This is a genomic window from Terrimonas alba (genome assembly GCF_042434975.1).
In the GTDB taxonomy this organism is placed as follows: Bacteria; Bacteroidota; Bacteroidia; order Chitinophagales; family Chitinophagaceae; genus Terrimonas_B; species Terrimonas_B alba.
Genome location: NZ_JBHMQM010000004.1, coordinates 624,906 through 650,303, shown reverse-complemented (window position 1 = coordinate 650,303; position 25,398 = coordinate 624,906). Strand labels below are relative to the sequence as shown.

The 25,398-nt window shown below is 41.8% G+C and carries 23 protein-coding genes; 7 read left to right on the top strand and 16 right to left on the bottom strand.

The features are described 5' to 3' along the window. The first annotated feature begins 16 nt into the window (after positions 1-16). A complete protein-coding gene (fumC, locus tag ACFEL9_RS14720; RefSeq protein WP_385891424.1) occupies positions 17-1,417 on the top strand; it encodes a class II fumarate hydratase in 1,401 nt (466 codons plus the stop codon). Positions 1,418-1,548: 131 nt separating this feature from the next. After that, positions 1,549-1,812: a hypothetical protein gene (locus ACFEL9_RS14715; protein ID WP_385891422.1), complete on the top strand. Its 264-nt coding sequence runs from the start codon at positions 1,549-1,551 to the stop codon at positions 1,810-1,812. A gap of 94 nt (positions 1,813-1,906) precedes the next feature. On the opposite strand, the gene ACFEL9_RS14710 is transcribed toward ACFEL9_RS14715, so the two are convergent. The 5 genes from ACFEL9_RS14710 to gldF form a co-directional block, all read right to left on the bottom strand. Then, positions 1,907-2,578 (bottom strand): lipoprotein signal peptidase, encoded by a 672-nt coding sequence (locus ACFEL9_RS14710; RefSeq protein WP_385891419.1) that lies wholly within the window; start codon positions 2,576-2,578, stop codon positions 1,907-1,909. 97 nt (positions 2,579-2,675) lie between these two features. Continuing rightward, positions 2,676-5,153, bottom strand: coding sequence for a bifunctional UDP-N-acetylmuramoyl-tripeptide:D-alanyl-D-alanine ligase/alanine racemase (locus ACFEL9_RS14705; protein ID WP_385891416.1), 2,478 nt, complete (start codon positions 5,151-5,153; stop codon positions 2,676-2,678). Between the two features lie 15 nt (positions 5,154-5,168). Then, positions 5,169-6,149 carry a TerC/Alx family metal homeostasis membrane protein gene (locus tag ACFEL9_RS14700; RefSeq protein ID WP_385891413.1) on the bottom strand — a complete coding sequence of 327 codons (981 nt, stop codon included), beginning with the start codon at positions 6,147-6,149 and terminating at the stop codon, positions 5,169-5,171. A gap of 92 nt (positions 6,150-6,241) precedes the next feature. Next, entirely contained in the window at positions 6,242-7,990 is a 1,749-nt protein-coding gene (gene gldG / locus ACFEL9_RS14695) for a gliding motility-associated ABC transporter substrate-binding protein GldG (RefSeq protein ID WP_385891410.1), read from the bottom strand. A 45-nt stretch (positions 7,991-8,035) separates the two neighbouring features. Further along, entirely contained in the window at positions 8,036-8,755 is a 720-nt protein-coding gene (gene gldF / locus ACFEL9_RS14690; RefSeq protein ID WP_385891408.1) for a gliding motility-associated ABC transporter permease subunit GldF, read from the bottom strand. 175 nt (positions 8,756-8,930) lie between these two features. Between gldF and ACFEL9_RS14685 the strand changes: the two genes are divergently transcribed. After that, the gene (locus tag ACFEL9_RS14685; RefSeq protein ID WP_385891405.1) at positions 8,931-9,260 is read left to right on the top strand and encodes a hypothetical protein; all 330 of its coding nucleotides are present in this window, start codon (positions 8,931-8,933) and stop codon (positions 9,258-9,260) included. Between the two features lie 51 nt (positions 9,261-9,311). On the opposite strand, the gene ACFEL9_RS14680 is transcribed toward ACFEL9_RS14685, so the two are convergent. Then, positions 9,312-9,665 carry a HesB/IscA family protein gene (locus ACFEL9_RS14680; RefSeq protein ID WP_276503086.1) on the bottom strand — a complete coding sequence of 118 codons (354 nt, stop codon included), beginning with the start codon at positions 9,663-9,665 and terminating at the stop codon, positions 9,312-9,314. A 76-nt stretch (positions 9,666-9,741) separates the two neighbouring features. Next, the gene (locus ACFEL9_RS14675) at positions 9,742-10,995 is read right to left on the bottom strand and encodes an IscS subfamily cysteine desulfurase (RefSeq protein WP_385891403.1); all 1,254 of its coding nucleotides are present in this window, start codon (positions 10,993-10,995) and stop codon (positions 9,742-9,744) included. 59 nt (positions 10,996-11,054) lie between these two features. On the opposite strand from ACFEL9_RS14675, the gene mce reads away from it, so the two are divergent. Next, entirely contained in the window at positions 11,055-11,456 is a 402-nt protein-coding gene (gene mce, locus ACFEL9_RS14670; protein WP_385891400.1) for a methylmalonyl-CoA epimerase, read from the top strand. A gap of 13 nt (positions 11,457-11,469) precedes the next feature. On the opposite strand, the gene rnc is transcribed toward mce, so the two are convergent. From rnc to ACFEL9_RS14655, 3 genes are all read right to left on the bottom strand, one after another. Beyond that, positions 11,470-12,225 carry a ribonuclease III gene (gene rnc, locus ACFEL9_RS14665; protein ID WP_385891397.1) on the bottom strand — a complete coding sequence of 252 codons (756 nt, stop codon included), beginning with the start codon at positions 12,223-12,225 and terminating at the stop codon, positions 11,470-11,472. A gap of 103 nt (positions 12,226-12,328) precedes the next feature. Beyond that, a complete protein-coding gene (fabF, locus tag ACFEL9_RS14660; protein ID WP_385891394.1) occupies positions 12,329-13,582 on the bottom strand; it encodes a beta-ketoacyl-ACP synthase II in 1,254 nt (417 codons plus the stop codon). Positions 13,583-13,859: 277 nt separating this feature from the next. After that, complete coding sequence (locus ACFEL9_RS14655) at positions 13,860-14,096, bottom strand: acyl carrier protein (protein ID WP_276503091.1); 237 nt, start codon at positions 14,094-14,096, stop codon at positions 13,860-13,862. Positions 14,097-14,313: 217 nt separating this feature from the next. Between ACFEL9_RS14655 and ACFEL9_RS14650 the strand changes: the two genes are divergently transcribed. Then, the gene (locus ACFEL9_RS14650) at positions 14,314-14,742 is read left to right on the top strand and encodes a GNAT family N-acetyltransferase (RefSeq protein ID WP_385891392.1); all 429 of its coding nucleotides are present in this window, start codon (positions 14,314-14,316) and stop codon (positions 14,740-14,742) included. 55 nt (positions 14,743-14,797) lie between these two features. On the opposite strand, the gene ACFEL9_RS14645 is transcribed toward ACFEL9_RS14650, so the two are convergent. The 6 genes from ACFEL9_RS14645 to ACFEL9_RS14620 form a co-directional block, all read right to left on the bottom strand. After that, positions 14,798-15,277 (bottom strand): YcxB family protein, encoded by a 480-nt coding sequence (locus tag ACFEL9_RS14645; protein WP_385891389.1) that lies wholly within the window; start codon positions 15,275-15,277, stop codon positions 14,798-14,800. 137 nt (positions 15,278-15,414) lie between these two features. Beyond that, entirely contained in the window at positions 15,415-16,317 is a 903-nt protein-coding gene (locus tag ACFEL9_RS14640) for a TraR/DksA family transcriptional regulator (protein ID WP_385891386.1), read from the bottom strand. Between the two features lie 5 nt (positions 16,318-16,322). Further along, complete coding sequence (gene ileS, locus ACFEL9_RS14635; protein ID WP_385891383.1) at positions 16,323-19,754, bottom strand: isoleucine--tRNA ligase; 3,432 nt, start codon at positions 19,752-19,754, stop codon at positions 16,323-16,325. Between the two features lie 89 nt (positions 19,755-19,843). Continuing rightward, entirely contained in the window at positions 19,844-21,001 is a 1,158-nt protein-coding gene (locus tag ACFEL9_RS14630; RefSeq protein ID WP_385891380.1) for a PepSY-associated TM helix domain-containing protein, read from the bottom strand. 19 nt (positions 21,002-21,020) lie between these two features. Next, positions 21,021-23,399 carry a TonB-dependent siderophore receptor gene (locus tag ACFEL9_RS14625; RefSeq protein WP_385891377.1) on the bottom strand — a complete coding sequence of 793 codons (2,379 nt, stop codon included), beginning with the start codon at positions 23,397-23,399 and terminating at the stop codon, positions 21,021-21,023. 327 nt (positions 23,400-23,726) lie between these two features. Further along, positions 23,727-24,122 carry a DUF6686 family protein gene (locus ACFEL9_RS14620; protein WP_385891375.1) on the bottom strand — a complete coding sequence of 132 codons (396 nt, stop codon included), beginning with the start codon at positions 24,120-24,122 and terminating at the stop codon, positions 23,727-23,729. A 126-nt stretch (positions 24,123-24,248) separates the two neighbouring features. On the opposite strand from ACFEL9_RS14620, the gene ACFEL9_RS14615 reads away from it, so the two are divergent. Further along, positions 24,249-24,602, top strand: a complete 354-nt coding sequence (locus ACFEL9_RS14615) for a hypothetical protein (RefSeq protein WP_385891372.1) — start codon at positions 24,249-24,251, stop codon at positions 24,600-24,602. Positions 24,603-24,688: 86 nt separating this feature from the next. After that, complete coding sequence (locus tag ACFEL9_RS14610; RefSeq protein WP_385891369.1) at positions 24,689-25,390, top strand: ABC transporter ATP-binding protein; 702 nt, start codon at positions 24,689-24,691, stop codon at positions 25,388-25,390. Positions 25,391-25,398: the final 8 nt, after the last annotated feature.

The window sequence follows — 25,398 nt, the reverse complement described above, 5'->3', positions numbered from 1 at the left end:
CACAAAATTGTATTGTATGGATTATCGTATAGAAAAAGACACCATGGGCGAAGTGAAAGTGCCTGCCAACGCCTATTATGGCGCACAAACACAACGCAGCATCGACAATTTCAGGATTGCACAGGATATCAATAAAATGCCAAAGGAAATTATCCGCGCCTTTGCCTACCTGAAAAAAGCAGCTGCTATTACTAACCAGGAAGCTGGTGTATTGGCAAAAAATAAAACTGCCCTGATCGGTAAAGTATGTGATGAAATACTGGATGGAAAACTGGATGATTATTTTCCGCTTGTGGTTTGGCAAACAGGTAGCGGTACTCAAAGCAATATGAATGTAAACGAGGTGGTCGCTTACCGCGGTCATGTGTTGAGAGGCGGTAAACTTACCGATAAAGAAAAATTCTTACACCCTAACGATGATGTCAATAAATCACAATCATCGAACGATACGTTCCCCACAGCAATGCATATTGCCGCTTATAAAATTTTGGTAGAGACTACGATTCCCGGTATCAAAAAGCTCCGTGATACACTTGCGAAGAAGAGTAAGAAATACATGAAAGTAGTGAAGATCGGCCGCACTCACTTCATGGACGCTACGCCATTAACTGTAGGCCAGGAATTCAGCGGTTATGTGTCGCAATTGGATCATGGATTGAAAGCGATCAATAACTCACTAGCCCATTTGAGTGAACTGGCGCTGGGAGGAACTGCAGTAGGTACGGGCATTAACACACCGCCAAACTATGCTGCGAACGTGGCCAAACAAATTGCCAAACTTACCAGGCTTCCTTTTAAAACAGCCGACAATAAATTTGAAGCCCTGGCAGCACATGATGCCATTGTTGAAGCACACGGCGCCCTGAAGATGGTAGCAGTGAGCCTGATGAAGATCGCCAACGATATTCGCATGCTGTCTTCAGGACCAAGAAGCGGGATCGGCGAACTATTTATCCCGGATAATGAACCAGGTTCTTCTATTATGCCCGGCAAGGTAAATCCAACACAATGCGAAGCACTGACGATGATTGCTGCACAAGTAATCGGTAATGATGTGGCCATCAGTGTAGGCGGCAGCAACGGTCATTTTGAATTAAATGTGTTTAAGCCGGTGATGATTTATAATTTCCTGCATAGTGCCAGATTGATTGGCGACGGCTGTGTCAGCTTTAATGATAAATGTGCCGAAGGAATAGAACCCATTGCCTCGAATATCAAAAAACACGTTGACAATTCGCTGATGCTGGTTACTTCATTAAATACGAAGATCGGCTATTACAAAGCGGCGGAAATTGCTCAAAAGGCACACAAAGAAGGAACTACACTAAAAGAAATGGCGGTGAAGCTGGGCTACCTGACGCCAAAGGAATTTGATGAATGGGTGGTACCGGCCAATATGGTTGGAAAATTGAATTAAAACAATAGTATATTTTCTATCGTAAAAAGAGAAGAACTGCTGGTTCTTCTCTTTTTTCATCTGGCCGTGCTTGTAAATTAGGTGGTTTCCTGACTATCTTTCTAGTCGAAAATTTACTACAATCCAACCTTATGAAAAACAACATTAAACCGTCCTTTTATTACTCGGCTTACCCGTTAAAGGCTATTGAGAAAGCTGTATCAGAAGCAAAAAATGGTGATCCTTCGCCAAGACTGAAAGCACTGCTTTCAAACGAATCAAAAACTCCAAGCCGTATTCGTATTCATCCCATGGTCAATGCCTACAAAAGCATGATCAAAGCGTTGACACCTCGTTTGAAAAAAGCAAAAGATGTAGAGCCTGAAGGAAGAGACTGGTTCTCTAATTATGAATAATACTTTGCTCTGATGAAGTATTCCCTTTACAACAAATAAAAACTTGCTGAAAGGCAAGCAAAAACCGGTTCGTATCAGAACCGGTTTCGTTTTTTTAAAGCACCTGCATTTTATCGCTTACTTCCGTACTGGTTTCAACAGTCGGATGTTTCTCTTCTTCATGATGTTTTTTGAAGAACTTTTTTTGAAACACAAATAAGGTAATAACGCCAATTGAAATAGAGGCATCAGCTATATTAAAGATCGGGCTAAAAAATTCAAAATCGTCACCCCCCACAAAAGGAAACCAGGAAGGAAAATGCGCATCTCTGATAATAGGGAAATAAAGCATATCCACAACCCGTCCATGAAGGAAGCCGGCATATCCCTGCGGAGGAAACATTTCAGCCACATGGGAATACGAACTGTCTTCAAATATCAATCCGTAAAACATGCTATCTATAAGGTTGCCCAATGCACCTGCATAAATAAGTGCTGCGCATATAATAAACCCCTTGCTATACTTTTGCTTGACAATTTTACCAATGTACCAGGTTCCGAATATCACGGCACCCAACCTGAAAAGCGTTAAGATCATTTTCCCCCATTCACCGCCAAATTCCCAGCCCCAGGCCATTCCTTTATTTTCAATAAAATAAAGTTTGAACCATTCCAGTCCAGTAAGTTTTGTATCTCCAAAAGGAAAACTTGTTTTGATCCATATTTTCAGGGCCTGGTCAGCGATAATAATAAGGGCAATAATCAGAACCGTATTTCTAAGCTTCACTGCTAAGTTTTTAATCAGCAAATATAATGGATATATAGGAAGGGGTATAGCGAGGGGGAAGCAGGGGAAAGGGATTTATTTTCTATGATTTTCTTATTTATTCTTCATAATAAACCCGTTTTACCCGCTGCGAAATGCTCGTCATTATTTCATATGGAATAGTGCCGGCCCATTCGGCCACATGCTGAACTGGTAACTCTTTTCCAAAAATGATCACTTCATCGCCTTCCTGTATATGGGATATGCCTGTTACGTCGATCATCGTCATATCCATGCAAATGCTGCCAATAACCGGTACCAGTTTTCCCTTTACCCACATTTTGCCATTGCCATTTCCAAGCTTTCTTGAATAGCCATCAGCATATCCGATCCGGACCGTAGCTATCACTGAATCCCGTTGTACAACACCCCTGCGATTATAACCAACCGATTCTCCTTTTTTCAAATGTTTCAATTGCGCTATCGTTGTTTTTAATGTAGCCACAGGTTGCAACAACGCCTGGTGATCAACGGCACTATCTACCCCGTACATACCAATCCCCAGCCGGACCATGTCAAGATGAAGTTCGGGGCGCCTGAAAATACCAGCCGAATTACTGATGTGTTGTAAAAAGGGATAGCTGATTTTTTCTTTTAATTGACTAACGGCATGTTTGTACGCATCGAGCTGTTGTGAAGTAAAAGCATCTTGCTGTGGATCTTCGCTGGCAGCAAGATGAGAAAAGACAGTTTGCACTTTTAGCAATGATGTTGATCCAAGATGTGTTGCCAGTTGCACTATTTCATCGATGGCAAATCCTAACCGGTTCATTCCTGTCTCTATTTCTATGTGAACCGGGTAGCGCTGAATTCCTTCATTCTGCAAAAAGTTTTCAAATGAGCGCAGCAGGTCAAACGAATAAATATCGGGTTCAAGATTATACTCGGCTATCGAATCAAAAGCAGACTCCTCGGGATTCATGACCATGACAGGCAACACAATTCCGGATTTACGCAATTCTACCCCTTCATCAGCATACGCAACACCGAGATAATCGATATTCTGGTATTGTAAAATGCCTGCGATCTCAGCACCTCCGCTTCCGTATGCAAAGGCCTTTACCATCGCCATCATTTTAGTAGACGGTTTCAGGGTTTTTTGATAGGCTTTTACATTGTGAACAATCGCATTAAGGTTAATCTCCAGCACAGTTTGATGTACTTTTTGTTCCAGCAATTGCACAATTTGTTCGAAGCCGAATACCCTTGCTCCTTTTACCAGAACAACTTCCTCTCTAAACTGAGAAGAACGGAACTGTTGAAGATAGCTTTCAGTTGAGGAAAACAACTCTATGATGAATCCTTCATCGGCAGGGACATGCCGCAATGTTTCAGCAATATGTTCTCCGATACCTATCAGCCGGCTTACCTGGTGTTTTTTCAACCGCTCAATAACATAAGAATATAATTGCGCATCCAGCCTGGCGGTTTGTAAAACATCCGAAAGGATGACTGTCTTTTTCGAAAAGCTTTTTTGCTGATCTAAAAAATTCAAGGCAATTTCAAGCGAGTCAATATCCGCACTATAACTGTCATTGATAATAATGCAATGATTGATGCCCTTTTTTAACTCCAACCGCATGTTAACGGGCTGAAGTTGCTTCATTCGGTTTGAAATAACACTTTGCTCTACTCCTAATTGCAACAAAGTAAAAAAACAGGTGATAGCGTTTTCTATCGATGCGTCATCAGTAAAAGGAATAACAAAAGATATGTCGGCAGAGCCCGGGCAAACTGTAATAGTTGTATGGCCTTCTTCTTTTTCAATATGCTTTACAGTCAGATCACAGGTGGTTGAAAGGCCCCATGTCAGAAGTTGTGGATTCCTTTCAAAAGAGCTGATCAACCCTTTTTCGCTCTCAACGTCTTTTTCCCGTGCAATGATCAGCTGGCAATGCCGGAAGAGTTGAAGCTTCTCTACCAGCTTTTGTTTTTTATCAGTAAAACCCTCGTTATGCGCCTCACCGATATTGGTTAAAATTCCAATCGTGGGTTGAATGATTTTTTCCAATGATTCCATTTCGCCGGGTAATGAAATACCAGCTTCAAAAATGCCCAGCGTGTGTTGTTCTTCCATTTGCCACACACTTAGCGGAACACCGATCTGTGAGTTATAACTTTTTGGGCTCCGGACAATATGATAGTCCTGGTGTAAGAGCTGGTAGAGCCATTCTTTAACGATCGTTTTCCCATTACTACCCGTAATACCTATCACCGGTATATCAAAACTTTTCCGATGATGGATGGCCAATTGTTGCAGGGCCGCCAGGGTATCTGGTACAACAAGAAAGTTCGCCGCAGGGTAATTAGCCTGTTCAGGTTGTTCACTAACAACAAAACTGCGAAGGCCTTTTTTGTAAAGCTCTGGTATGAACTGGTGACCATCCCGTCTTGGTCCCTTCAAAGCAAAAAAAAGCGAAGACGATGGGGAATAAACTTTTCGGCTGTCTAATAAGAGGTGATCGATAACTACATCTTCAATAGTTTGGTAAGGAGCCGCCACTATTGCCGCAATATGATGCAATGAGTATTTCAAGAATTAGTAATTAGCTCAGTAAATGGTTTCATCTTCCAGCACTTCTCCTTCTACTGCTGCTTCCGGCTTCTTATCTATAAAAATAGAATAGAAAATAGATCCGAAAATACAGGCAAATATTACACCCAATGAAATAAAAACCTGGTTTGTTTTATCAAGCCATTGGTTGATCCAATGCTCGCCTAACATTTTCAACCCGATAAAGATTAATACAATCGCAATACCTTGTGGTAAAAAGTCAAACTTGCTAACAGCGCCACGCAGCAAAAAGAATAAGGATCGCAGACCCAGCACAGCAAAAATATTCGACGTGTAAATCACCATTCTGTCTCTCGATATACCCATTACCGCGGGAATAGAATCCAGGGCGAAGACCACATCGATGGTAGCCAGCATAATCACGACGACAAAAAGAGTGGTGTAAAACTTTTTGCCATCATGCCGAACGGAAAATCTGCCATCACCATCATGAGGTACAAGAGGCAACACCCGCTTTAATGTTTTATAAACCCTGCTTTGCTGCGGATTGAACTCCTCCTCTTCATCAGTAGTAAACATTTTATACCCGGTGTATACAAGGAAGACACCAAAAACATATAGTATCCAGTGAAACCTATCCACCAGTGCCACTCCAACAGTAATGAAAATGATGCGGAAAACGATAGCCATCAAAATTCCTATCAGCAAGACCCGGCCATAATTTTTTTCTTTGACCGAAAAGGCAGAGAAGATCAATATAAAAACGAAAATATTATCGATACTCAGGCTCCACTCCATCAGGTAAGCACTCAGGTATTCAAGAGCAATTGTCTGCCCATTTTCCAGCCACATAAAAATGAAGAACGCCAGGGCAAGGCCTACCCAAAAAAAGGTTTGATACAAGGCTTGTCTAATTGAAACCTTTTTTCCTTTTTTGCTTAAAAGACCCAGATCAAAAACCAGGGCAAGCACCAATACAACTCCAAAAACTAAATACGTGATCTGGTCTGCATTCATAAAGACTATACTGAATTGAGTGGCAAAGATAGCGGAGATGCGACAAGCGACAAGACTCAGGCATCAGGGTGTCACAAGAAAAAATATTTTTGTCAGGCATATTTTCTCTTTCGCACCTGTTGGTATATAAATCCTGCAAGAATTATCAGCAGTACCGGCAACCCAATATTGATAAATTGCCAGAATGTTTTTTTTGCTTCTACTTTTTTTGAATCCAGCAAACGAAGAACGATATCTTTATTTCTTGTTTGACTGATGGCAGGATCATTCACCAGGTATTCAATACAATTCAATAAAAACTCCCGGTTGGCTACAGGTATAAAAAGCTTTCCGTATTCAGACTGTTTTTGGTATTCCCCATAGGTATATTTATTCCAACCCATGGGCAATGGTATCGGCTGGCTATTAGGTCCGCCACTGGGAATAAAATCATTCAAAACAATATCACCATCTGCCACAACGATCATTTTATTATCCTGTGACAACGGAACAAACTGTCCGCCGCGTTGCGATAAACTATCGAGCTGTGCTTTTGTTGCCCTGTTCTTATACAACGAATTAAATTTTCCTTCCAGCATCATTGCCACCGGAATAGCATTGCGCTTGAATTTTTCATCTTCAGGAGTATTCTTATTCTCATTCAAACTTATCAGGGCAGGCGTACTGATAGATCGTGAATTGGCAGATGAAACAAGCAATGGTGTTTTGCTGATATTCTCCACTTTGATCGTATCAATTGAATTAACAAAACGCCCGGCGATATAGCCAAGATTTTTGTTTAATGATTGAGCGCCAGCAGGCGTAAATAAAGGGAAGTAATTCCAATGTAAAAATTCATATTGTGGATTATCGGCCGATCCGCCAACAACAAAGGGAATCATATCACACTGCAGATCCATTACCAGGTCAGTATTGATCCGAAGTCCGTAGCGGAAAAAGAGATCAGTTAAGTTCAGGTTCCTGTCATAGGCAATAGTCTCTGGTTTAAAAGCAAGGCTGTCCTGCTCTGCAAAAAGATTATCGATAAAACAAAGCAGCTTACCGCCATTCATTACAAACTGATCAATTTTAAATTTCTCTTCCTCGGTAAAAGTTTGACTTGGTTTTACGATCATCAATACATCTGCTTCAGTCGGTATTGGATTCTTAGAAATGTCGAACGGACCAAAGCGGTAATTTTTGATTAAAGTTTGTTCGAGGTCAATTACTCGGTGATCGGTAGGCTCACCATTTCCGGTCGCATACACTATTGCAGGAGTTCGCTGTTGAGTCATTTTATCCAATGCTTTGGCAAACTGATACTCCATCAATGCTTCTGCGCTATTGATTTCCTCTTGTGAAATTCTGCCGCTGGCGCCGGGGTATAAATTGACTAATGATTGCTTTCCTTTGTACTGCATCAGCGCTACCGGGAAAATTATATTGCTGCTTTCTCCCGTCTTTTTTTGAACGGTCAGGTTAATAGGTGTCGCTCCGAGATTGATCAGCGAATCGCCATAAGAAACCTGTGAACCCGGCATCTTTTCTTCCGGTGAAATAAAACGATAACTTATTTTGGAACCGTTGCGATCTTTTAATAATTGCAGGAACTCATCCGTGCTATTAGCCAGTTTTCTGAAACCAGCCGGAAATTCCCCTTTCAAAAAAACATCTATCTGTACCTTATCATCCAGGGCTACCAGCAAATTCCGGGTGGCCTTGCTCAACGTATATCGCTTTTCTTTTGTAAGATCAATGCGGGAGTGAAATGCTGAAGCGAGAAAGTTTATAAAAAACAAGAACAATAAAAGCCAAAGCCAGCCAAATTTTGAGGTCAATATTTTATCAAAAAGGGTTTTCATCCTATATTTTTTATTGTTTTCATGGCCGGAACTTTATTTGCCATCCTATCGCTTTAAAAGATTACGATCTGTTATAGTGAGAAATAAAAAAATCATACTCAGGAAATAGACCAGGTCTCTTGTGTCAATAACTCCGCGGCTGATGCTGCGATAATGAAAATCGATACCCAGCATTTCAATATAATAGTCCGCTCCCCCTTCTAATGCAGCAAGCCGGCTGATAGCACTAAATCCATAATACAACAACGCACAGGCTATAAGGCTGATAATAAATGCCACAACGGCATTATTGGTAAAACTGCTCACACAGATACCGATGGCAGTAAAAACAGCCGCCAGGAAAAACAAACCGATATAAGAACCTATGGTGGCTCCCATATCGATTCCATCGTTGGATGAAAGTGACTGGATCGAAACAATATATACTATGGTTGGTAGCAGCGCTATCAATACAACTACCAGGCTGCCCAGGTATTTTCCGACCACTATTTGCCAGCGGGTCAATGGTCTTGTTTGCAAAATTTCGAAGGTACCTCCCTTAAACTCGTCTGCAAAACTTCGCATGGTTATGGCAGGAATCAGTAGCAATAGTATCCATGGCGCTAACTGAAAAAAACGATCCAGTGTAGCGTAGCCAAACTCAAGAATATTATCCTCGAAGACAAAAAGCGTCAATCCATTCACTAACAGGAAAACAATAATAGCAATATAGCCGGTGAGACTGCTGAAAAACTGCCGGAGTTCTTTTTTACAAATGGACCACATAGATATTGCAAAATAAGGCAAAAAGGTGAGCCATCAGTAGCGAATAGAATATCAGAAAGTGAAAAAGCAAAAGTGAGAAGTGAAAAGGCAAAAACTAAAACGGAGGCAGATGCAAAAGACGCACTTAAAAAATATGGAATTATGACGCTGGTGAATCTTATGCTAAAACCAATTTATGAAGAAGATATTAATACCCGTTTGCCTGGTTTGCATTGTTGGGATAGCACAGGCACAAAACAAAAAACTTCCTCTGCCTCCTCCTCCTCCTCCAGTTCCGGTAGTTGAAAAAACAGAAGCCGTAACTCCGCCCATCATGCTTGATGAAGAAGTGGCCGCTGCAGTTCCTGCACCACCGCCGCCTGCGAAACCAGGAACCAAACATTTGAAAAAAGGAGTTACAAAATTGGATCCGCCAGGGTTTGTAAAAGATGAAGAGGTGAACATTGCTCCGCCACCACCACCTAAACCGCCAACAGCGGCAAAAGCACCCAAACAAATTCAATAAAAATAAAGGCCTCCCCCGGTAAAGGGAGGCCCATTTCATTATAAAAAGATTCTATACTGCAAAGCTCTCACCGCAGCCACAGGTGCGGCTTGCATTTGGATTATTAAAGAAAAAACCTTTTCCATTCAATCCATCAGAAAAGTCAAGTGTCGTGTTTACTAAATATAAAAAGCTTTTCAGATCGGTTACTACTTTTACCCCATTGTCTTCAAACACCTGGTCGGAGGGTTTTTGCACGTTATCAAAATCCATTTTATAACTTAACCCTGAGCAACCGCCGCCAACTACACTTACACGCAGAAAGTACGATGGGTCATCCCCTCTTCCGCCTTCTTTCAAAAGCTCTTTGATTCTTTCTTTTGCCTTATCGCTTACATGTATGCCATTGTCTAATGATACACTCATATTTTGAAATTTTAAACTCTAAGTAAACTACAGCTAAAATTTATTCCGGCTGTAGCTCATCATTTTTATTTTTTTACTATAGCTTTCCCGCCATTGATTCCGCTCTTAATTTATTTACCGTGCTTGTTACCTGCTCAATGGCATAATCTATTTCTTCCTCTGTTGTATGCCGGCCCAGGCTAAACCGCAACGAGCCATACGCCAATTCATCATCCACACCCAATGCTTTCAATACATAAGAGGGTTCCATCACCGCCGATGTACAAGCCGAACCCGATGACAAAGCAATGTTTTTATTTAAACCCATCATCAGCATCTCTCCGTCAATATAACGGAACGACATATTAGTAACGTGTGGAAGCCTGTTTTTAATATCACCGTTGACGGTTGATCCTTCAATCTTCAATAAGGCTGATTGGAGCCGGTCTCTCAATTTAGCCAGTCTTGCAGATTCTTCTCTCATCTCATTTCTACAAATTTCGCAGGCCTTCCCAAAACCAACAATGCCCGGTACATTCAGGGTGCCGCTTCTCACTCCTTTTTCGTGACCACCACCATCAATCTGCGCTGCTAATTTTACCCGGGGATTTTTTCTCCGGATATATAACGCACCCACGCCTTTGGGCCCATACATTTTATGCGCTGAAAACGCCATCAGATCGATCCCATCTTCCATCACATTGACCGGTATTTTTCCAACGGCCTGGGTAGCATCGCTAAAAAAGATTATTCCCTTTTTCTTCGCTATTGCACCAATTTCTTTGATGGGCATTATGGTGCCTATCTCGTTATTAGCATACATGATAGCAATAAGAATGGTAGTGGGTTGGATGGCAGCCTCCAGCTCCTCCAGGTCAATCAACCCGTTGCTTTTTACAGCCAGGTAAGTGACATCACCGCCCCGTTTTTCAATATGATGACAAGTGTCAAGAACTGCTTTGTGTTCAATATTAGTGGTGATGATATGGTTGCCTTTTCCGGCATACATTTCAAAAACACCCTTCAGCGCCAGGTTATCTGCCTCGGTGGCCCCGGAAGTAAAAACGATCTCTTTGGATTCAGCCTCTACCAGTTTAGCCACCTGTTCGCGGGCATCCTCCACGGCCTGTTCAGCGGCCCATCCTAATTGATGGGTTCTGCTGGCTGCGTTACCGAATGACTGCGTGAAATAAGGGAGCATAGTTTCTACTACCCGTTGATCACAGGGTGTGGTGGCATTATGATCAAGATATACAGGCAGTTTCACCATAGCTTTTGCTCCTTGTACTAAACACAAAAATAGCTCAAAAGGTTCTATTTCAAAGCTAGCGTAGCCCTGTTTCACCTCCATTAAGCATGGCGAAAATTTTTATTTTTACCACTCTCAATCATTCTTTTAACCTTTGCGTCATGCAAAAAATAGAGCATATCGGCATTGCAGTAAAAAGCCTGGCCGCCTCAGTGCCTTTATTTGAAAAGCTGCTGAATACCAACTGTTATAAAACCGAAACGGTAGAGAGTGAAAAAGTGAACACGGCTTTTTTTAAAACCGGCGATGCAAAGATCGAATTGCTGGAAAGCACAGATGCAGATGGAGTGATTGCCCGTTTCATTGAAAAAAAGGGGGAAGGGACGCATCATCTTGCTTTTGAAGTAGCGGATATCGAAGCTGAGATGAAAAGGCTTCAAGCTGAAGGTTTTGTTTTGCTCAACGAAAAACCGAAGGCTGGTGCGGACAATAAGCTGGTTTGTTTTTTACATCCCAAACATACCAATGGCGTGTTGATCGAACTGTGCATGGAGAGAAAATAAAGTGATGGCCGGATCAGGCGGTACGACCGATGCCGCTTTCTTCTATCTGTGTATCTGCATTGATGATTCCCATTTTTTCTACCGCGGCCTGGGCTGCAATTTGAGAGGCATCTTTTTTATTAAATGCTTTTCCCTGGGCTACCTGTTTACCATCAATTACCGCTGCAACGGTGAAGAGACGCCGGCCATTCTCTAATTGCTCGTTGATGGTTTCAAATTCCAATACTTTTCCGTTCTTATTTGCCCAACCGTATAGTTTGTTCTTATGATTGATCTCGAGGTTCTCCAGGTCGTCCATAAACATGTGGGGAAGAAGAATATATTCCTGCACCCATTTCGCAGTCTTTTTATACCCAAGATCAAGATACACGGCGCCTACCATGGCCTCTAGGGTATTTCCAAATATCTGGCTCACCTTCAGCGAGCCATCCATCTTATTATAAAGCGTAATTTTTTTAAGCCCCATCCGTACAGCTATCTCGTTTAACTGCTGGCGGTTGACCATTTTGCTACGCATTTCGGTCAAAAAGCCTTCTTCTTTGTAGGGATATCGTTTGAAAAGATAATCGGCGACCAGGGCACTCAGCACAGCGTCACCCAGGTATTCAAGGCGTTCATTGTTTTCATCTGCGCCTTCACGAACAGAGCGGTGGGTCAATGCTGTTTTATAAAGTGACAGATTCTTTGGACTGAATCCCAGAATATTGGTTAGCTCTTTTTTAAAGGTCGAACCTGTATGTTTCTTGAAAAGATTAGTGATAAAATCCACGGAATTCAAGCTACGAAAAAAAATTCAGCTGTTGAAAAGTTTGCCGGTCTAAAAAGTTATGCAATAAAATTTCAGATAAAAAATAATCGTGATCAAGAAGTTATTAATCCTTATACTTTTTCACAATGACGCAGGCATTATGTCCACCAAAGCCAAATGTATTACTCAATGCAGCGTTAACGATACGATTTTGTGCTTTATTGAAAGTAAAATTAAGGTTCGGATCCAGGTCAGGATCATCAGTGAAGTGATTAATGGTAGGTGGTACCATATCATGCACCACAGATTTTATACAAGCAATGGCTTCAATGACACCAGCAGCCCCCAGGCAATGCCCGGTCATACTTTTAGTGGCACTGATATTCAGTTTATAAGCATGCTCGCCAAAAACATCAATGATCGCTTTTGTTTCGGCAATATCACCCAAAGGTGTGGATGTTCCGTGAGTATTGATATAGTCAATATCTTCCCGTTTCATCCCCGCATCGTCCAGTGCAGCCAGCATTACGTTCTTAGCACCCAGCCCTTCCGGATGTGGCGCAGTAATATGGTGAGCATCAGCCGAGGCTCCGCCACCGACTACTTCGCAATATATTTTCGCTCCTCTTGCTTTTGCGTGTTCCAGTTCTTCCAATACTAACACCCCGGCTGCCTCGCCCATTACAAATCCATCCCTATCCTTATCATAAGGGCGACTGGCTGTTTTGGGATCGTCGTTTCTTTCACTCATTGCTTTCATGGCGTTAAAACCACCTACCCCTGCTTCGCTGACAACGGCTTCACTACCCCCGGTGACGATGATATCAGCTTTGCCAAGACGTAATATAGTAAGCGCATCAATTATTGCGTTCGTACTACTGGCACAGGCACTTACCACGGCATAATTGGGTCCGCGGAGATTATGACGCATACTGATTTGGCCGGCAGCGATATCCAGTATCATTTTTGGAATAAAGAAAGGATTAAAGCGGGGTGTGCCATCACCTTTGGCAAACTCCATTACTTCATTCTGAAAGGTAATTAAGCCACCTATACCGGAACCAAACACAACTCCGATACGATCAGGATTGATATTATCGTGGTTTAAGCCAGCATCGGTCATGGCCTGGTCGCTGGCAACCAGTGCTAACTGAGTAAAACGGTCAATTTTTCTTGCTTCTTTCTTATCAAGGAACTGAACAGGATCAAAATTCTTCACCTCGCAGGCAAACTTTGTACGAAACTTAGCAGCATCAAACAGGGTGATCATATCAGCACCAGAAACACCATTTATTAACCCGGACCAGTAATCATCTACCGAATTACCCAAAGGTGTAAGTGCGCCTATTCCTGTAACAACTACTCTTTTCAGTTCCATATAGTCTGTTCAGCTTTTTATGTGCTAATTATATTGGACTTAATTACAATTTGTTGCGAAAATTAATTCGGGCAAGAATTGGTCATTATAATTATTATGACGTATTCCTTGTTCCAGATTAAAACCGCCTTCCTCCAATACTTTCAACTCAGTATATCGGATAAGAAGGCGGGTTTTGATTTATTTACCTGTTTGTCCTGTCTGCCGACAGCCAGACGGCAAGCAGGCATTAACATCATTTGTCCCGACGTCGTCGGGATGAAATGCACCAGGTTCATTATTTAGCATGCTCTTCCAGGTAAGAAACAGCCTGACCTACGGTAGTAATGGTTTCAGCCTGCTCATCAGGGATGGAGATATTGAATTCTTTTTCAAATTCCATGATCAGTTCAACGGTGTCTAATGAATCGGCACCCAGATCATTTGTGAATGAAGCTTCATTTGTTACCTCTGCTTCGTCAACACCTAATTTGTCAATGATGATCTTTTTTACTCTTGATGCAATGTCTGACATGTCGTAATAGTTTAGTTATTATGGGTGCAAAAATATACTTTTTGAGTAAACCAACATCGTAAACCCAATTTTTTCCAATTTTACCCTAAACGTCTGAGAACAAGTAAATAAGGGGTTTTATTTATTTTAAAACCGATTAAAATAATAAAGCATATCCGTTGGCTGTGTTATAAGTTCTTTGTAAATTGAAAACCTTCAAACTACATTAATACAATCAATGGCGCTGAAAATTATTGACTATGGTTCCCCCGAATATATGCAGATGGTAAAGCTGCGGGACGCTATCCTGCGCAAACCATTAGGGTTATGCTTTACGCAGGAAGACCTGGAAAGTGAAAAAGACAATATGTTTATCGGCGCTTTTGAAGAAGACAGAATGTTGGGATGCTGCATGTTGGTAGAGGAACAGCCAGATATTGTACGCTTACGTCAAATGGCCGTACTCAATGATCTGCAGGGTAAAGGGATTGGAAGGGCCCTGATGAACTTTGCCGAAAATCTTGCCCGCGACCGCGGCTATAAAATTGTTCGCATGCACGCCCGTAACAATGCCGTCGGATTTTATGAAAAAGTGGGCTACAAAGTAAAAGGTGATCAATTCATTGAAGTAACGATTCCTCACTTTGTGATGGAAAAAGAGCTTTGAAGGAGGATTATCATCCGTTAGATTGTTTTATCGTCACAACTATCCATTCACCAGTTTATTTTTTCCTGGATTTTTCATTGAGAAGTTGTCTCATCTCATATATTTCATCTTTATCACGAAAGCCGCTTTTGGGTACCAGAAAAAACGACCGGCTATCAAAATACAAATGAAAGAAATGCGGGCTTTCAATAAAGTGGCTTAACGCTTTCCAGGGCCACGCCCGTGAACCTTTTTCATGTTGCAGGGAAAATCCTTCATTTTCAAAGCTCATACTGAATTCGTGACGAAATGTTTCTGCCCTGCGATAAACCATCATAGGAAGAATAAACCAAAAGCTTATCATGAGTATGATCCATAAAAGTGACCCCACCAAAAAAGCAAATGGCGTGATCTTTTTCATCATGTATAATACAAGTGAGACCAATGCAAATACATTTACCAATATGATCATGATACGTATTTCCGGGCGACTAATGAAATGGTAACGTAACGCCTGTAATACCTGTCCTTTTTCATATTCAAAATGTATGGTCATAATCAGAGTCTGTTGGTTTGATAATAGGCAGGCAAACGTACAACGAATTTTAATGCAGAGAATAGTTTCGCCTATGGCAAATACAAAAGCCTCCTGCAATAGCAGGAGGCCGAACTAAAATAAATAATAATCAGTAATTATTTATTGATCATTTGTTTGGCTTCAATGCTCAACGTAGCATGAGGCACTGCACGAAGACGAGCCTTATCGATGAGTTTACCGGTAACACGGCAAACACCATAGGTTTTATTTTCGATTCGCATCAGTGCTTTCTCCAGATGATCGATAAAGGTAATCTGGCGACTGGCCATCTGGCTCAGTTGCTCACGTTCCATGCTCACACTACCATCTTCCATGGTCATATAGCGGGCCTCATCCATGTCACCGCCTTCATCACGACGTGTAATCAGTCCCTGTAAGTAGGCCAACTCTTTTTTAGCGGCGTCTAATTTTTTATTGATGATTTCTCTGAATTCTGCAAGGTCTTGATCAGCATATCTCATGGTAGGTCCAGTTTGTTCGTAAGAAGGTGAAGAATCTAATACGGATTTAGTGAAATCGGGTTCATACTTTACAGCACTCTTAATAGTTGTTTTTGGAATGACAATTTTAGAGGGCTTCTCAGGTTCCTTTTTAATAACCGGTTTCGCAACCGGCTTTATAGAAACCAACGACTGAGGTCCCTGTACGGCCGGCTTTTTTACCGGAGCGGCTTTCGCCTCCACGGGTTTAGCTTCTACAGGTTTTACTTCAGGTTTTGCCGCTACAGGGGGTGCAGGTTTTACGGGTGCAGCCTTTTTAACCGGCACAGCATGTTTAGCGGGTTTAGCAACAGGTTTGGCAGCTACAGGCTTTTTAGCTGCAGGAGCCTTGACCGCCTTTTTCGGTGCGGGGGCTGGTTTTTTAGGAGCTGGCTTTTTAGCGGCAGGCTTTGCTGCCTTTGAAGAGGGCTTGGCTGCAGGTTTAGCCGCTTTTTTTGGTGCAGCTTTTTTAGGAGCCACTTTTCCCGCCTTGTGCGGAGCATTTTTTTTAATAGCCATACAAATTAGCCTTTTTTTGAAACAATCACATTTAGCAAAACATCGTTCAATTCAATCGTTGTACCTCCCTGTATTTCAGGCACTATTTCCAGCTTGTCGGCCAGAATTTCGGCGCAAATATAGGTATTAAACGTTGCCAAAGCGTCTTTGATACCGTTGCTGGCAGCTACTATAACAGTTATCCTGTCAGTAAGTTCAAACCCACTGTCCTTGCGGATTTTCTGGATCCTGTTGACAAATTCCCGGGCATTTCCTTCGGCCTCTAATTCCGGTGTTATGGTGATATCCAAAGCCACCGTCAATACGCCTTTATTGGCTACCGTCCAACCCGGAATATCCTCGCTGCTGATCTCTACTTCGGTAATCTGTAATATTACGGGTTCGTTATCAATTGACAAATTATATTGGCCTTCTTTTTCTAAACTGGCAATATCTTCCTGTGTGAATTTGGCCAAAGCCGCCGACACAGCCTTCATTTTTGGACCCAGTTTTTTACCCAGGGCCACAAAATTGGGCTTTATCTTTTTGCTGATAAAAGTATTGTTGGGATCAAGGTATTCTATTTCCTTCACGTTCACTTCCGCCTTGATCAGGTCCTCCACTTTGGTCAATTGCTCTTTCATGGCGGAATTCAGCGCCGGGATCAAAACCTTTTGCAACGGCTGACGAACTTTGATATTTACTTTTTTCCGCAGTGATAAGATCAACGAAGAGGCATCCTGTGCCAACTGCATTCTTTCTTCCAGCAGGGTATCAATGGAGGTTTCATTCGCTACAGGAAAGTCGGCATGATGCACCGATTCCGCATTGAAGCGTTTGGTAACCGCATTCAGGTTTTGGAAAATAGTATCGCTAAAGAAAGGTGAAATTGGCGCTACTAAACGAACTATTGTTTCCAGGCACTCATACAATGTCTGGTAAGCACAAATCTTATCCTGTTCGTATTCGCCTTTCCAGAAACGGCGGCGACAAAGCCGAACGTACCAGTTGCTGAGGTGCTCATCTACAAAATCCTCGATCAAACGACCGGCCTGTGTAGGCTCGTAATCGTCCATGTATTCGTTTACTCTCTTAACCAATGTGTTCAGGCTCGACAATATCCAGCGGTCAATTTCCGGTCTTTGTGCAACCGGAATGTATTCTTCGGTAAAAGAAAATCCATCAACGTTGGAATAAAGAGCAAAGAACTGGTACGTATTGTAAAGTGTACCAAAAAACTTCCGCTGCACTTCTTTGATACCTTCGCTATCGAATTTCAAATTATCCCAGGGTGAAGCATTGGTAATAAGATACCAACGGGTAGCATCAGCACCATAGGTTTCAATGGTTTTGAATGGATCAACTACATTGCCCAAACGCTTACTCATCTTATTGCCGTTCTTATCCAACACCAGGCCATTGCTCACCACCGTTTTATAGGCAACAGAATCAAACACCAAAGCAGCGATGGCATGTAATGTATAAAACCAGCCTCTTGTCTGATCTACGCCTTCACAAATAAAATCAGCCGGGAAGTTTTGTTCAAAGGTTTCTTTATTCTCGAATGGAAAATGCCATTGTGCATAAGGCATGGCGCCGCTGTCAAACCATACATCGATCAGGTCAGGAACTCTTTTCATCGGCTTGCCCGATTTGCTCACTAAAATTATATCATCAACATAAGGCTTGTGAAGATCGAGAATGCCTTCGTGTAAGTAATGCGTATTTACATCGCCACCCAACACTTCATTGGCCTTACGAATTCCTTCATTCAACTCTTCAATAGAGCCGATACAAACTTCTTCTTCCCCATCTTCCGTTCTCCAAACTGGCAATGGCGTTCCCCAAAAACGGCTACGGCTCAGGTTCCAGTCAACCATATTCTCCAGCCAGTTGCCAAATCGTCCTTCACCAGTTGATTTGGGTTTCCAGTTGATGGTCTTATTCAGCTCAACCATTCTTTCCCGGATAGCTGTTGTTTTGATAAACCAGGCATCGAGTGGATAATAAAGAATGGGTTTATCAGTACGCCAGCAATGCGGATAGTTGTGTTCGTATTTTTCTACTTTAAACGCCCTGTTCTCTTTTTTCAGCTTTACTGCGATGTCAACGTTAACATCAACATAATCTTTCTCATCCTTATAATTCTTTACATACCGGTTGCTGAATTCACCAAGGCCATCAACGAATTTACCTTGCTTATCGACCATCGTCAGTATACCGATATTATATTTTTTACCAACCTTAAAGTCATCAGCACCAAAAGCAGGAGCGGTGTGTACAATACCTGTACCATCTTCGGTAGTAACGAAACTGTCTACTAAAACATGAAATGGTTTTGCACCCGGCGTTATTTCTTCAATTACCTGCAATGAGTTTGCTTCATAGGGAAGTAATTGCTCGTATTCACAGCCTTCAATATGGGAGCCTTTAAATCTTGTAACAATTTTCCAATGATTGACTTTTCCTCCTGAATAAAGCAGTTTTTTTAGTTCTTCTTCTTCCTTGTCTGTAAGATTTTCTTTTCCTTCAAGCAATTCTGTTATCGGGCTATGAACTACTTCTTCTGCTTTGATGCCATCTACTTCATATACACGAAAATATTTTTCAAGCAAATTATCTGCAATTACAACATTGATTGGGTTTGCGGTATAAGGATTAAAAGTTTTTACCAAAACGTAATCTATGTTAGCGCCGACAGTCAAACCAAGGTTTGAAGGAAGCGTCCAGGGTGTGGTCGTCCAGGCCAAAAAGAAAACCTCACTGGATTTTGCAGCATCAAATAAAAATTGCGATTTCTCATTCTTCACTGCTTTGAACATAGCAATGGCACTAGTATCCTTTACATCCTTATAAGTACCTGGCTGGTTCAATTCATGCGAACTTAAACCAGTACCCGCGGCAGGAGAATACGGTTGTATACTTACACTTTCATACAGCAATCCTTTTTTATACAGCTCACTTAGCAGCCACCACAGTGTCTCAATATACTCGTTCTTGAAGGTGATATAGGGATCATTCAGGTCAACCCAATAACCCATCTTACGGGTGATATCATCCCATTTATCTTTATAGCGCAGGACCGCTTCGCGGCATTTCTGGTTATACTCTTCTACGGAAATTTTCTTACCGATATCTTCCTTGGTAATGCCTAATTCTTTTTCTACTCCCAGTTCAATCGGCAGACCATGGGTATCCCAACCACCTTTACGTTTTACCTGGAAACCTTTCATGGTTTTGTAGCGACAAACCAGGTCCTTTAATGTACGGGAAATAACATGGTGAATTCCGGGCATGCCATTGGCGCTGGGTGGCCCTTCATAAAAAACAAAGGGGGTAGCTCCCTCTCTCAGGGACACGCTTTTTTCAAAAGCCTGATGCTCAGTCCATTTAGCCAGTATTTCCTGCTCGAAAGCGGGCAGATTTAATCCTGAAAATTCTTTGTATTTAGCTGCCATACTCCTTGTCCTGCCTGGTTTTTAAAGGGGGCAAAGTTACGGGAAAAAGGCAGGGAAATGACGGAGTAAACTGGATTTATAAGCATAGATTACAGTGTTGACAGGGACATTTTTTCAGCTATTTCTTTATCAGCCGGTTTTGCCTTCGATTTCTTTCTCCTTCCCCACCAGATCATAAAACCCGTCACCGGCAACGAAGCAGCAATAAGACTTCCAAAGAAAGCCAATATTTTTCCCGGCAAGCCCAGCACAGCACCTACATGTATGTCATAATTCATTCTTGCAATCTTATCAGCCAGGTTTGCTTCGCTGAATTTGCCATCCCAACTGCCGAGTACTTTTAAGTTTTGACCTGTGTATTGATCGTAATGAAAATAATCAGCATTGTAATAAGTACCGGGACGATGATTGACTATCACTTCAACCGGATCGGTTGGAAGATTAGCAAAATAAACGGCAATGCTTTCATTCGGCTTTACATCTTTTTTGTGTTGCTGCCAGAGATAATCAGCCATGTTTGCAATAGTTGCCGGTTTTGTTGTATCCGAAACCGGATGTTGATGCTCTACCATTGCTTCACCGCCGCTCGTAACCCAATAAACAGATTGGGCAAACCATTGAAAGCCGAATACCAAACCCGTTATCGCAATGAAGATAGCGATCCAGGTGATATAGAAGCCAAGCACATTATGAAGATCATAGTTTTTTCTTCGCCAACGTGCCGACCATTTAATGGTGAATCGTTGTTTCCTTGCTGCCTTGCTTCTGGGCCACCACAAGATCAAACCTGTTATCATCATCACTAAAAAGATCAACGTTGCTGAAGCAACAATGGGCTGGCCGATATGATGCGGCAGCCATAAATAAAAATGACCATCGAGTACGATCCGGAAAAAATCCCTGTTCATGTTCTTATGCTTCAGTACTTCGCCGCTGTAAGGATTGAGAAATATCAGCTCGTACTTTGATTCATCATAATAAGCAACAACAGCAGCTTTATATGCACCGGGATATTCAATACCCAATGCTTTTTTTGAAACAAGCTGTTTTTCTGCAATTGTCTTTAATGCTGAAGGTGGCAGAAACGATTTATCTTCTACTGTTACTTTGCGAAATGATTCAGTTAAGTTTCTTATTTCAATTTCAAAAGCAAGAATACAACCCGTGATGCCGAGAAATAAAACAACCAGCCCGGAACTGAGTCCGAGCCAGAGGTGAATTTTCCCAATGATTTTTTTAAATAACATGCTGTATTATAGTTAGCTCTTAAAACCTGTAGTTAACTCCAAGCCTCCAGTTGCGTCCTGCTTCAGCCTGCCAGTAATAATAATTGCCATAATTAGCTCCGGAATAAAGAAACTTGTCTGTAACATTAAAAATGTTCAATGCAACACGAAGTTTATCCTGCTCCCAGAAAATACCGCTATCTATTTTACTGTAATCAGGCAATGCTTCCTGCTTCGTAGCACCTGCCCATGTCCAGGTGCTGCGTTCTGCCAGGTAAGAAAATCCGCCAGAGAAACCAAGACCTCTTAATGCTCCATCGCTGATTTTATAATTAAGCCATGCATTGGCGGTATGTTTTGCATAACCCGGCACTTTGTTGCCAATAGTGGCTTGTGATGCAGCGCTGCTGTCGGCTTTGGTAATCCGCGAATCTGTCAGCGCATAGTTTGCTGTGGCAGTAAGCCCTTTTATAATTTCACCGCGCAGGTCGAGTTCAATGCCCCGTGAACGGGTTTGTCCTAATTGCACAATATATCTGCCGGTTGGATCACTGGGATCAGTAGAGTTTTCATTGTTTTTCAAAATGCGATACACAGCTAATGTAGTTCCCCATTTACCGCCAAACCAATCTCTTTTAATTCCGAGTTCCATATTGTTACCCGTTAATGGTTTTACACTGCTGCCATCTCTTTTAAAACCTGTTTGCAGCAGGAATGACTGATCGTACAATGCATAAACAGATGTTTCCCTGTCAACAGAAAAGCTTGCACCAATACGGGGAGTAATTTTTTTTGCATCAGCTTCAGTTCCATAATCATTATTTTTTACATAGCTATAGCGACCCGCCAATGTAAGACGTAACTTATTATCAAAGAATCCAAGTTCATCCTGTACATATACACCGGTATAAGTTTGGGCTACATATCCATATTGGCCGGCTCGCTGCCGGAGACTTGTTGTTCTGTCCCACACAGGATATCCGTTGGCGGGTGAACCATACACAGGGTTATGCAAACTAAACTTTGACTCATCAGTATCTAATGCATGAAACTGATTCCAGTCGGCCATATATTCTTTATCGTTTACATCGATACCTGTAAGGATGCGATGATGAATTTTACCAGTTTGGAAATCTCCGTTTAAAAATACCTGACCGTATTTAGCAGTGCTTGCCGCATCCCAGATATAAATGCCTCTCACCATGCTGTCGGCGCCAACAAAGGCCGGCCACAGGTCTGATCCCTTTTGTTTATAATCCAAATAAGCAGCCTGTGCAGTCAGTTTCCAGTTGTCATTGAATTTATGTTGCATGTTCAATGTGATGCTCTGATCGGTAACAAACGTGGGGTCCAGTCCGCGTTCTGCGGTGGTCAACCCGCGGGGCAATACACCATATCCTTCGGTTGAGAATACATAATAGCTGCCTACATCGAACATCTTTACTTTTTGCAAAACATATTCGGCAGTAAAAGTTGTTTTATCATCAAGTTTATAACTGATCACAGGAGCAATGCCGTATCGGTTACTATATTCATAAGCTCTGAAAGAATTTTTAGTTTGTCCTGCCGCATTCAAACGATACAACAGCTTTCCTTCTTTGTCGAGCTTACCGTCAAGATCAAGAGTGGCGCGGTACAAATCAAAACTGCCGGTTGTAAAACCAACTTCTCCTTTTGTGATGCCGGTAGGTTTTTTTGTAACAACATTATAAATACCGGCGGGATCGCCTACTGCCATCATAAAACCGGAAGGTCCCTTTACAAATTCAATATGATCAACAAAGCTCATATCTTCTGTAAGCGGAGACCAGTAGGATGTTATTGCATTCATGCCATTGCGAAAGGAAGAGGCACGGGAGCCACGCATATATACATTGGTATAAAGATCGGCCCAGTGTTCTAACCGCATAGCGCCGCTAACGTTGCGGATAACGCCATCAAACATGCTCACGACCTGCTGATCTGCCAATACCTTATTGGAAATTACCTGTATGTTTTGCGGTGTCTCCAGTAAAGGTGTTTGAATACGAAGGGTAGGTGACAACTTTGCTGAATTATAGCTGCGCCTGCCTGCGGCAACAATTACTTCCTGCAACTGTTTATCTGATACCTGCAACTGCAATTCTATCGTTTCAGTTTTATTGGCTGTTATTGTTACGTTACGATTGATGCTTTCATAACCTACAAGTGACAACTCTAATTCATAATTGCCGGCTTGTATATTTCGTATTTCAAATCTGCCATCGTCTCCCGACAATACATTTTTCTTGGTATTCTTTAATGATACGGTGACCATTGCAGCAGGTTTGCCATCGGTTGTAGTTATTTTTCCTTTGAGACTCCCGCTCGTCAATTGTGCTGAAATATTTAACACAAGTGTTGTTACTATAGTTAAAAGCATACTGATCTTCTTCTTCATAATTATTCCTGTTTGGTTTAGTGGTTTAGAATTTGGCGGGCACACTCCCGCAAAACTTCACAACTGCATAGCGAAAAACGGGAGTGGCCCTATTATGTAAAATGATTTCTGGCAGATTCGAGAACCGTCGGATGTAAAACCGAATGTTTTACTCAATCGTTATGATGTAAAACTATTTCAGCAATGAAAGAAGCAGATGCTTTATCGGGAAAACAGTTTTCGCAAAAAGGAAACTGACTTAGTAATGACAAACAAAATCGTTTGAAAATTTTTAGTGCCTCTCCAGGAATGAAGAGGTGTCTATCACATATTAGTATTCATCTTCGATCATTGATCGCTGAAAAGCTTCAGCAATAAAGAGGATTGCAATTCGGTATCGGCTTCCTCCAGCATGTTATCAAACTCTTTCAGCTCACGAAGACTAAGTAATAGTTTGATCCCTTCGCAAGGAGTAGGTACTGCAATGCAACGAATCGTTTCTTTTTCTATAGCAGAGTGCTCATGCATAATCCTCTTCAGCAAATTGCGAAATGAATTGAATGCATTGGTATTTATGGTTAGCATCAGGTTGCCGAACCCTATCTGTATGTGTTCACATTCATAGCAACGAACAACATATCCTATAACATCATCGTGATATAAAGCCTTGTAACAGCACACTTCTTTTTCTTTCAGTAAAAATCCATGATTGATTCTTTTGTCTCTTACGAATTCAGAAACCAATTCTTACGCAATGTGGAATCTTAGTGCAACGTGCAATAATTGCGGCAATGAAGATGCAGTGCGTTAAATAATTTTTTTGGGATATTCCCAAATCGCTATTTTTGCAACACTGGTGCAAAAAACAAAATGACTGCTTTAAGGCGATACAAGCATTTCCTGGCTGCTATTCTTTTAGCGTTATATGCTTTTGTTGCCACTCCTGTTCAACTTTGGCACCACCATGATGATGCTTCAACAATACCTGCTGCCACCTCATCCCGGGATACAAACAATGAGTCCATTTCAAAAGCTGGCAACGCCGCTTCGGAAAACAGTTGCCCGGTATGCTCTCATAAATATTCTACTTACAGCAATGAGGCAGTGGTTTCATCTGAATCATTCCTGGAAATACCAGCAGCAAAGAATGGATACTATTGTGTGCCGGTTATTTCAATTCCTGCTTTCTCTTTGCCCAATAAAGGACCGCCTGTATTATCCTGATTTTCCTTTTCGTGATTTAACCTGGCAAGTGCTGCCGGCCGTGATGCTTCTATCAAATCATCACCTTTTTATTTAAACATATACTTATGCCTGTATTACAAGCTATGCAGCTTGGCAAGCAGTACAATGGTACGCCTGCCCTGATCAATCTTAATCTATCAATAAACAAGAGCGAAATTTTCTGCCTGCTCGGCCAAAACGGAGCCGGGAAAACAACCACCATCAATTTGTTTTTAGGTTTTACAGATGCCAGCAGCGGCAAAGCCATCATCAACGATGTGGAAGTAAAACCCAATGATACGGCTACCAAAAAGTTTGTGGCTTACATACCTGAAGTAGTACAACTATATGGCAATTTAAACGGGATAGAAAACCTGGATTTTTTCAGCCGTTTAGCGGGATTCAAATACTCAAAAGAAATGCTGAAAGGTTATTTAACAAAAGCCGGTCTGCAAAAAGAAGCTCAACCCTCACGACTATCCACTTACAGTAAAGGGATGCGGCAGAAGGTGGGTATTGCTATTGCACTTGCAAAAAATGCTGATGTCATTCTGATGGACGAGCCTACATCGGGGCTCGACCCAAAGGCCACTGCTGAATTCACCAAAATATGCAAAGAACTGGCCGCTGAAGGCAAAAGCATCTTCATGGCAACGCACGACATTTTTAATGCAGTGAATGTGGGCACAAGGATCGGGATAATGAAACAGGGTGAATTAGTTCACACGGTAGATACCAATCATATTTCAGCAAACGAATTGCAGCAATTGTATTTAGAGACGATTTAAAACCAAAC

What these genes read in the sequence shown, in the direction of transcription:
- fumC (WP_385891424.1), top strand. Translation starts at nt 17, where the DNA reads ATGGATTATCGTATAGAAAAAGACACCATGGGCGAAGTGAAAGTGCCT.
- ACFEL9_RS14715 (WP_385891422.1), top strand. Translation starts at nt 1,549, where the DNA reads ATGAAAAACAACATTAAACCGTCCTTTTATTACTCGGCTTACCCGTTA.
- ACFEL9_RS14700 (WP_385891413.1), bottom strand. Translation starts at nt 6,149, where the DNA reads ATGAATGCAGACCAGATCACGTATTTAGTTTTTGGAGTTGTATTGGTG.
- gldG (WP_385891410.1), bottom strand. Translation starts at nt 7,990, where the DNA reads ATGAAAACCCTTTTTGATAAAATATTGACCTCAAAATTTGGCTGGCTT.
- gldF (WP_385891408.1), bottom strand. Translation starts at nt 8,755, where the DNA reads ATGTGGTCCATTTGTAAAAAAGAACTCCGGCAGTTTTTCAGCAGTCTC.
- ACFEL9_RS14685 (WP_385891405.1), top strand. Translation starts at nt 8,931, where the DNA reads ATGAAGAAGATATTAATACCCGTTTGCCTGGTTTGCATTGTTGGGATA.
- ACFEL9_RS14680 (WP_276503086.1), bottom strand. Translation starts at nt 9,665, where the DNA reads ATGAGTGTATCATTAGACAATGGCATACATGTAAGCGATAAGGCAAAA.
- ACFEL9_RS14675 (WP_385891403.1), bottom strand. Translation starts at nt 10,995, where the DNA reads ATGGAGGTGAAACAGGGCTACGCTAGCTTTGAAATAGAACCTTTTGAG.
- mce (WP_385891400.1), top strand. Translation starts at nt 11,055, where the DNA reads ATGCAAAAAATAGAGCATATCGGCATTGCAGTAAAAAGCCTGGCCGCC.
- fabF (WP_385891394.1), bottom strand. Translation starts at nt 13,582, where the DNA reads ATGGAACTGAAAAGAGTAGTTGTTACAGGAATAGGCGCACTTACACCT.
- ACFEL9_RS14655 (WP_276503091.1), bottom strand. Translation starts at nt 14,096, where the DNA reads ATGTCAGACATTGCATCAAGAGTAAAAAAGATCATCATTGACAAATTA.
- ACFEL9_RS14650 (WP_385891392.1), top strand. Translation starts at nt 14,314, where the DNA reads ATGGCGCTGAAAATTATTGACTATGGTTCCCCCGAATATATGCAGATG.
- ACFEL9_RS14645 (WP_385891389.1), bottom strand. Translation starts at nt 15,277, where the DNA reads ATGACCATACATTTTGAATATGAAAAAGGACAGGTATTACAGGCGTTA.
- ACFEL9_RS14640 (WP_385891386.1), bottom strand. Translation starts at nt 16,317, where the DNA reads ATGGCTATTAAAAAAAATGCTCCGCACAAGGCGGGAAAAGTGGCTCCT.
- ileS (WP_385891383.1), bottom strand. Translation starts at nt 19,754, where the DNA reads ATGGCAGCTAAATACAAAGAATTTTCAGGATTAAATCTGCCCGCTTTC.
- ACFEL9_RS14630 (WP_385891380.1), bottom strand. Translation starts at nt 21,001, where the DNA reads ATGTTATTTAAAAAAATCATTGGGAAAATTCACCTCTGGCTCGGACTC.
- ACFEL9_RS14625 (WP_385891377.1), bottom strand. Translation starts at nt 23,399, where the DNA reads ATGAAGAAGAAGATCAGTATGCTTTTAACTATAGTAACAACACTTGTG.
- ACFEL9_RS14615 (WP_385891372.1), top strand. Translation starts at nt 24,249, where the DNA reads ATGACTGCTTTAAGGCGATACAAGCATTTCCTGGCTGCTATTCTTTTA.
- ACFEL9_RS14610 (WP_385891369.1), top strand. Translation starts at nt 24,689, where the DNA reads ATGCCTGTATTACAAGCTATGCAGCTTGGCAAGCAGTACAATGGTACG.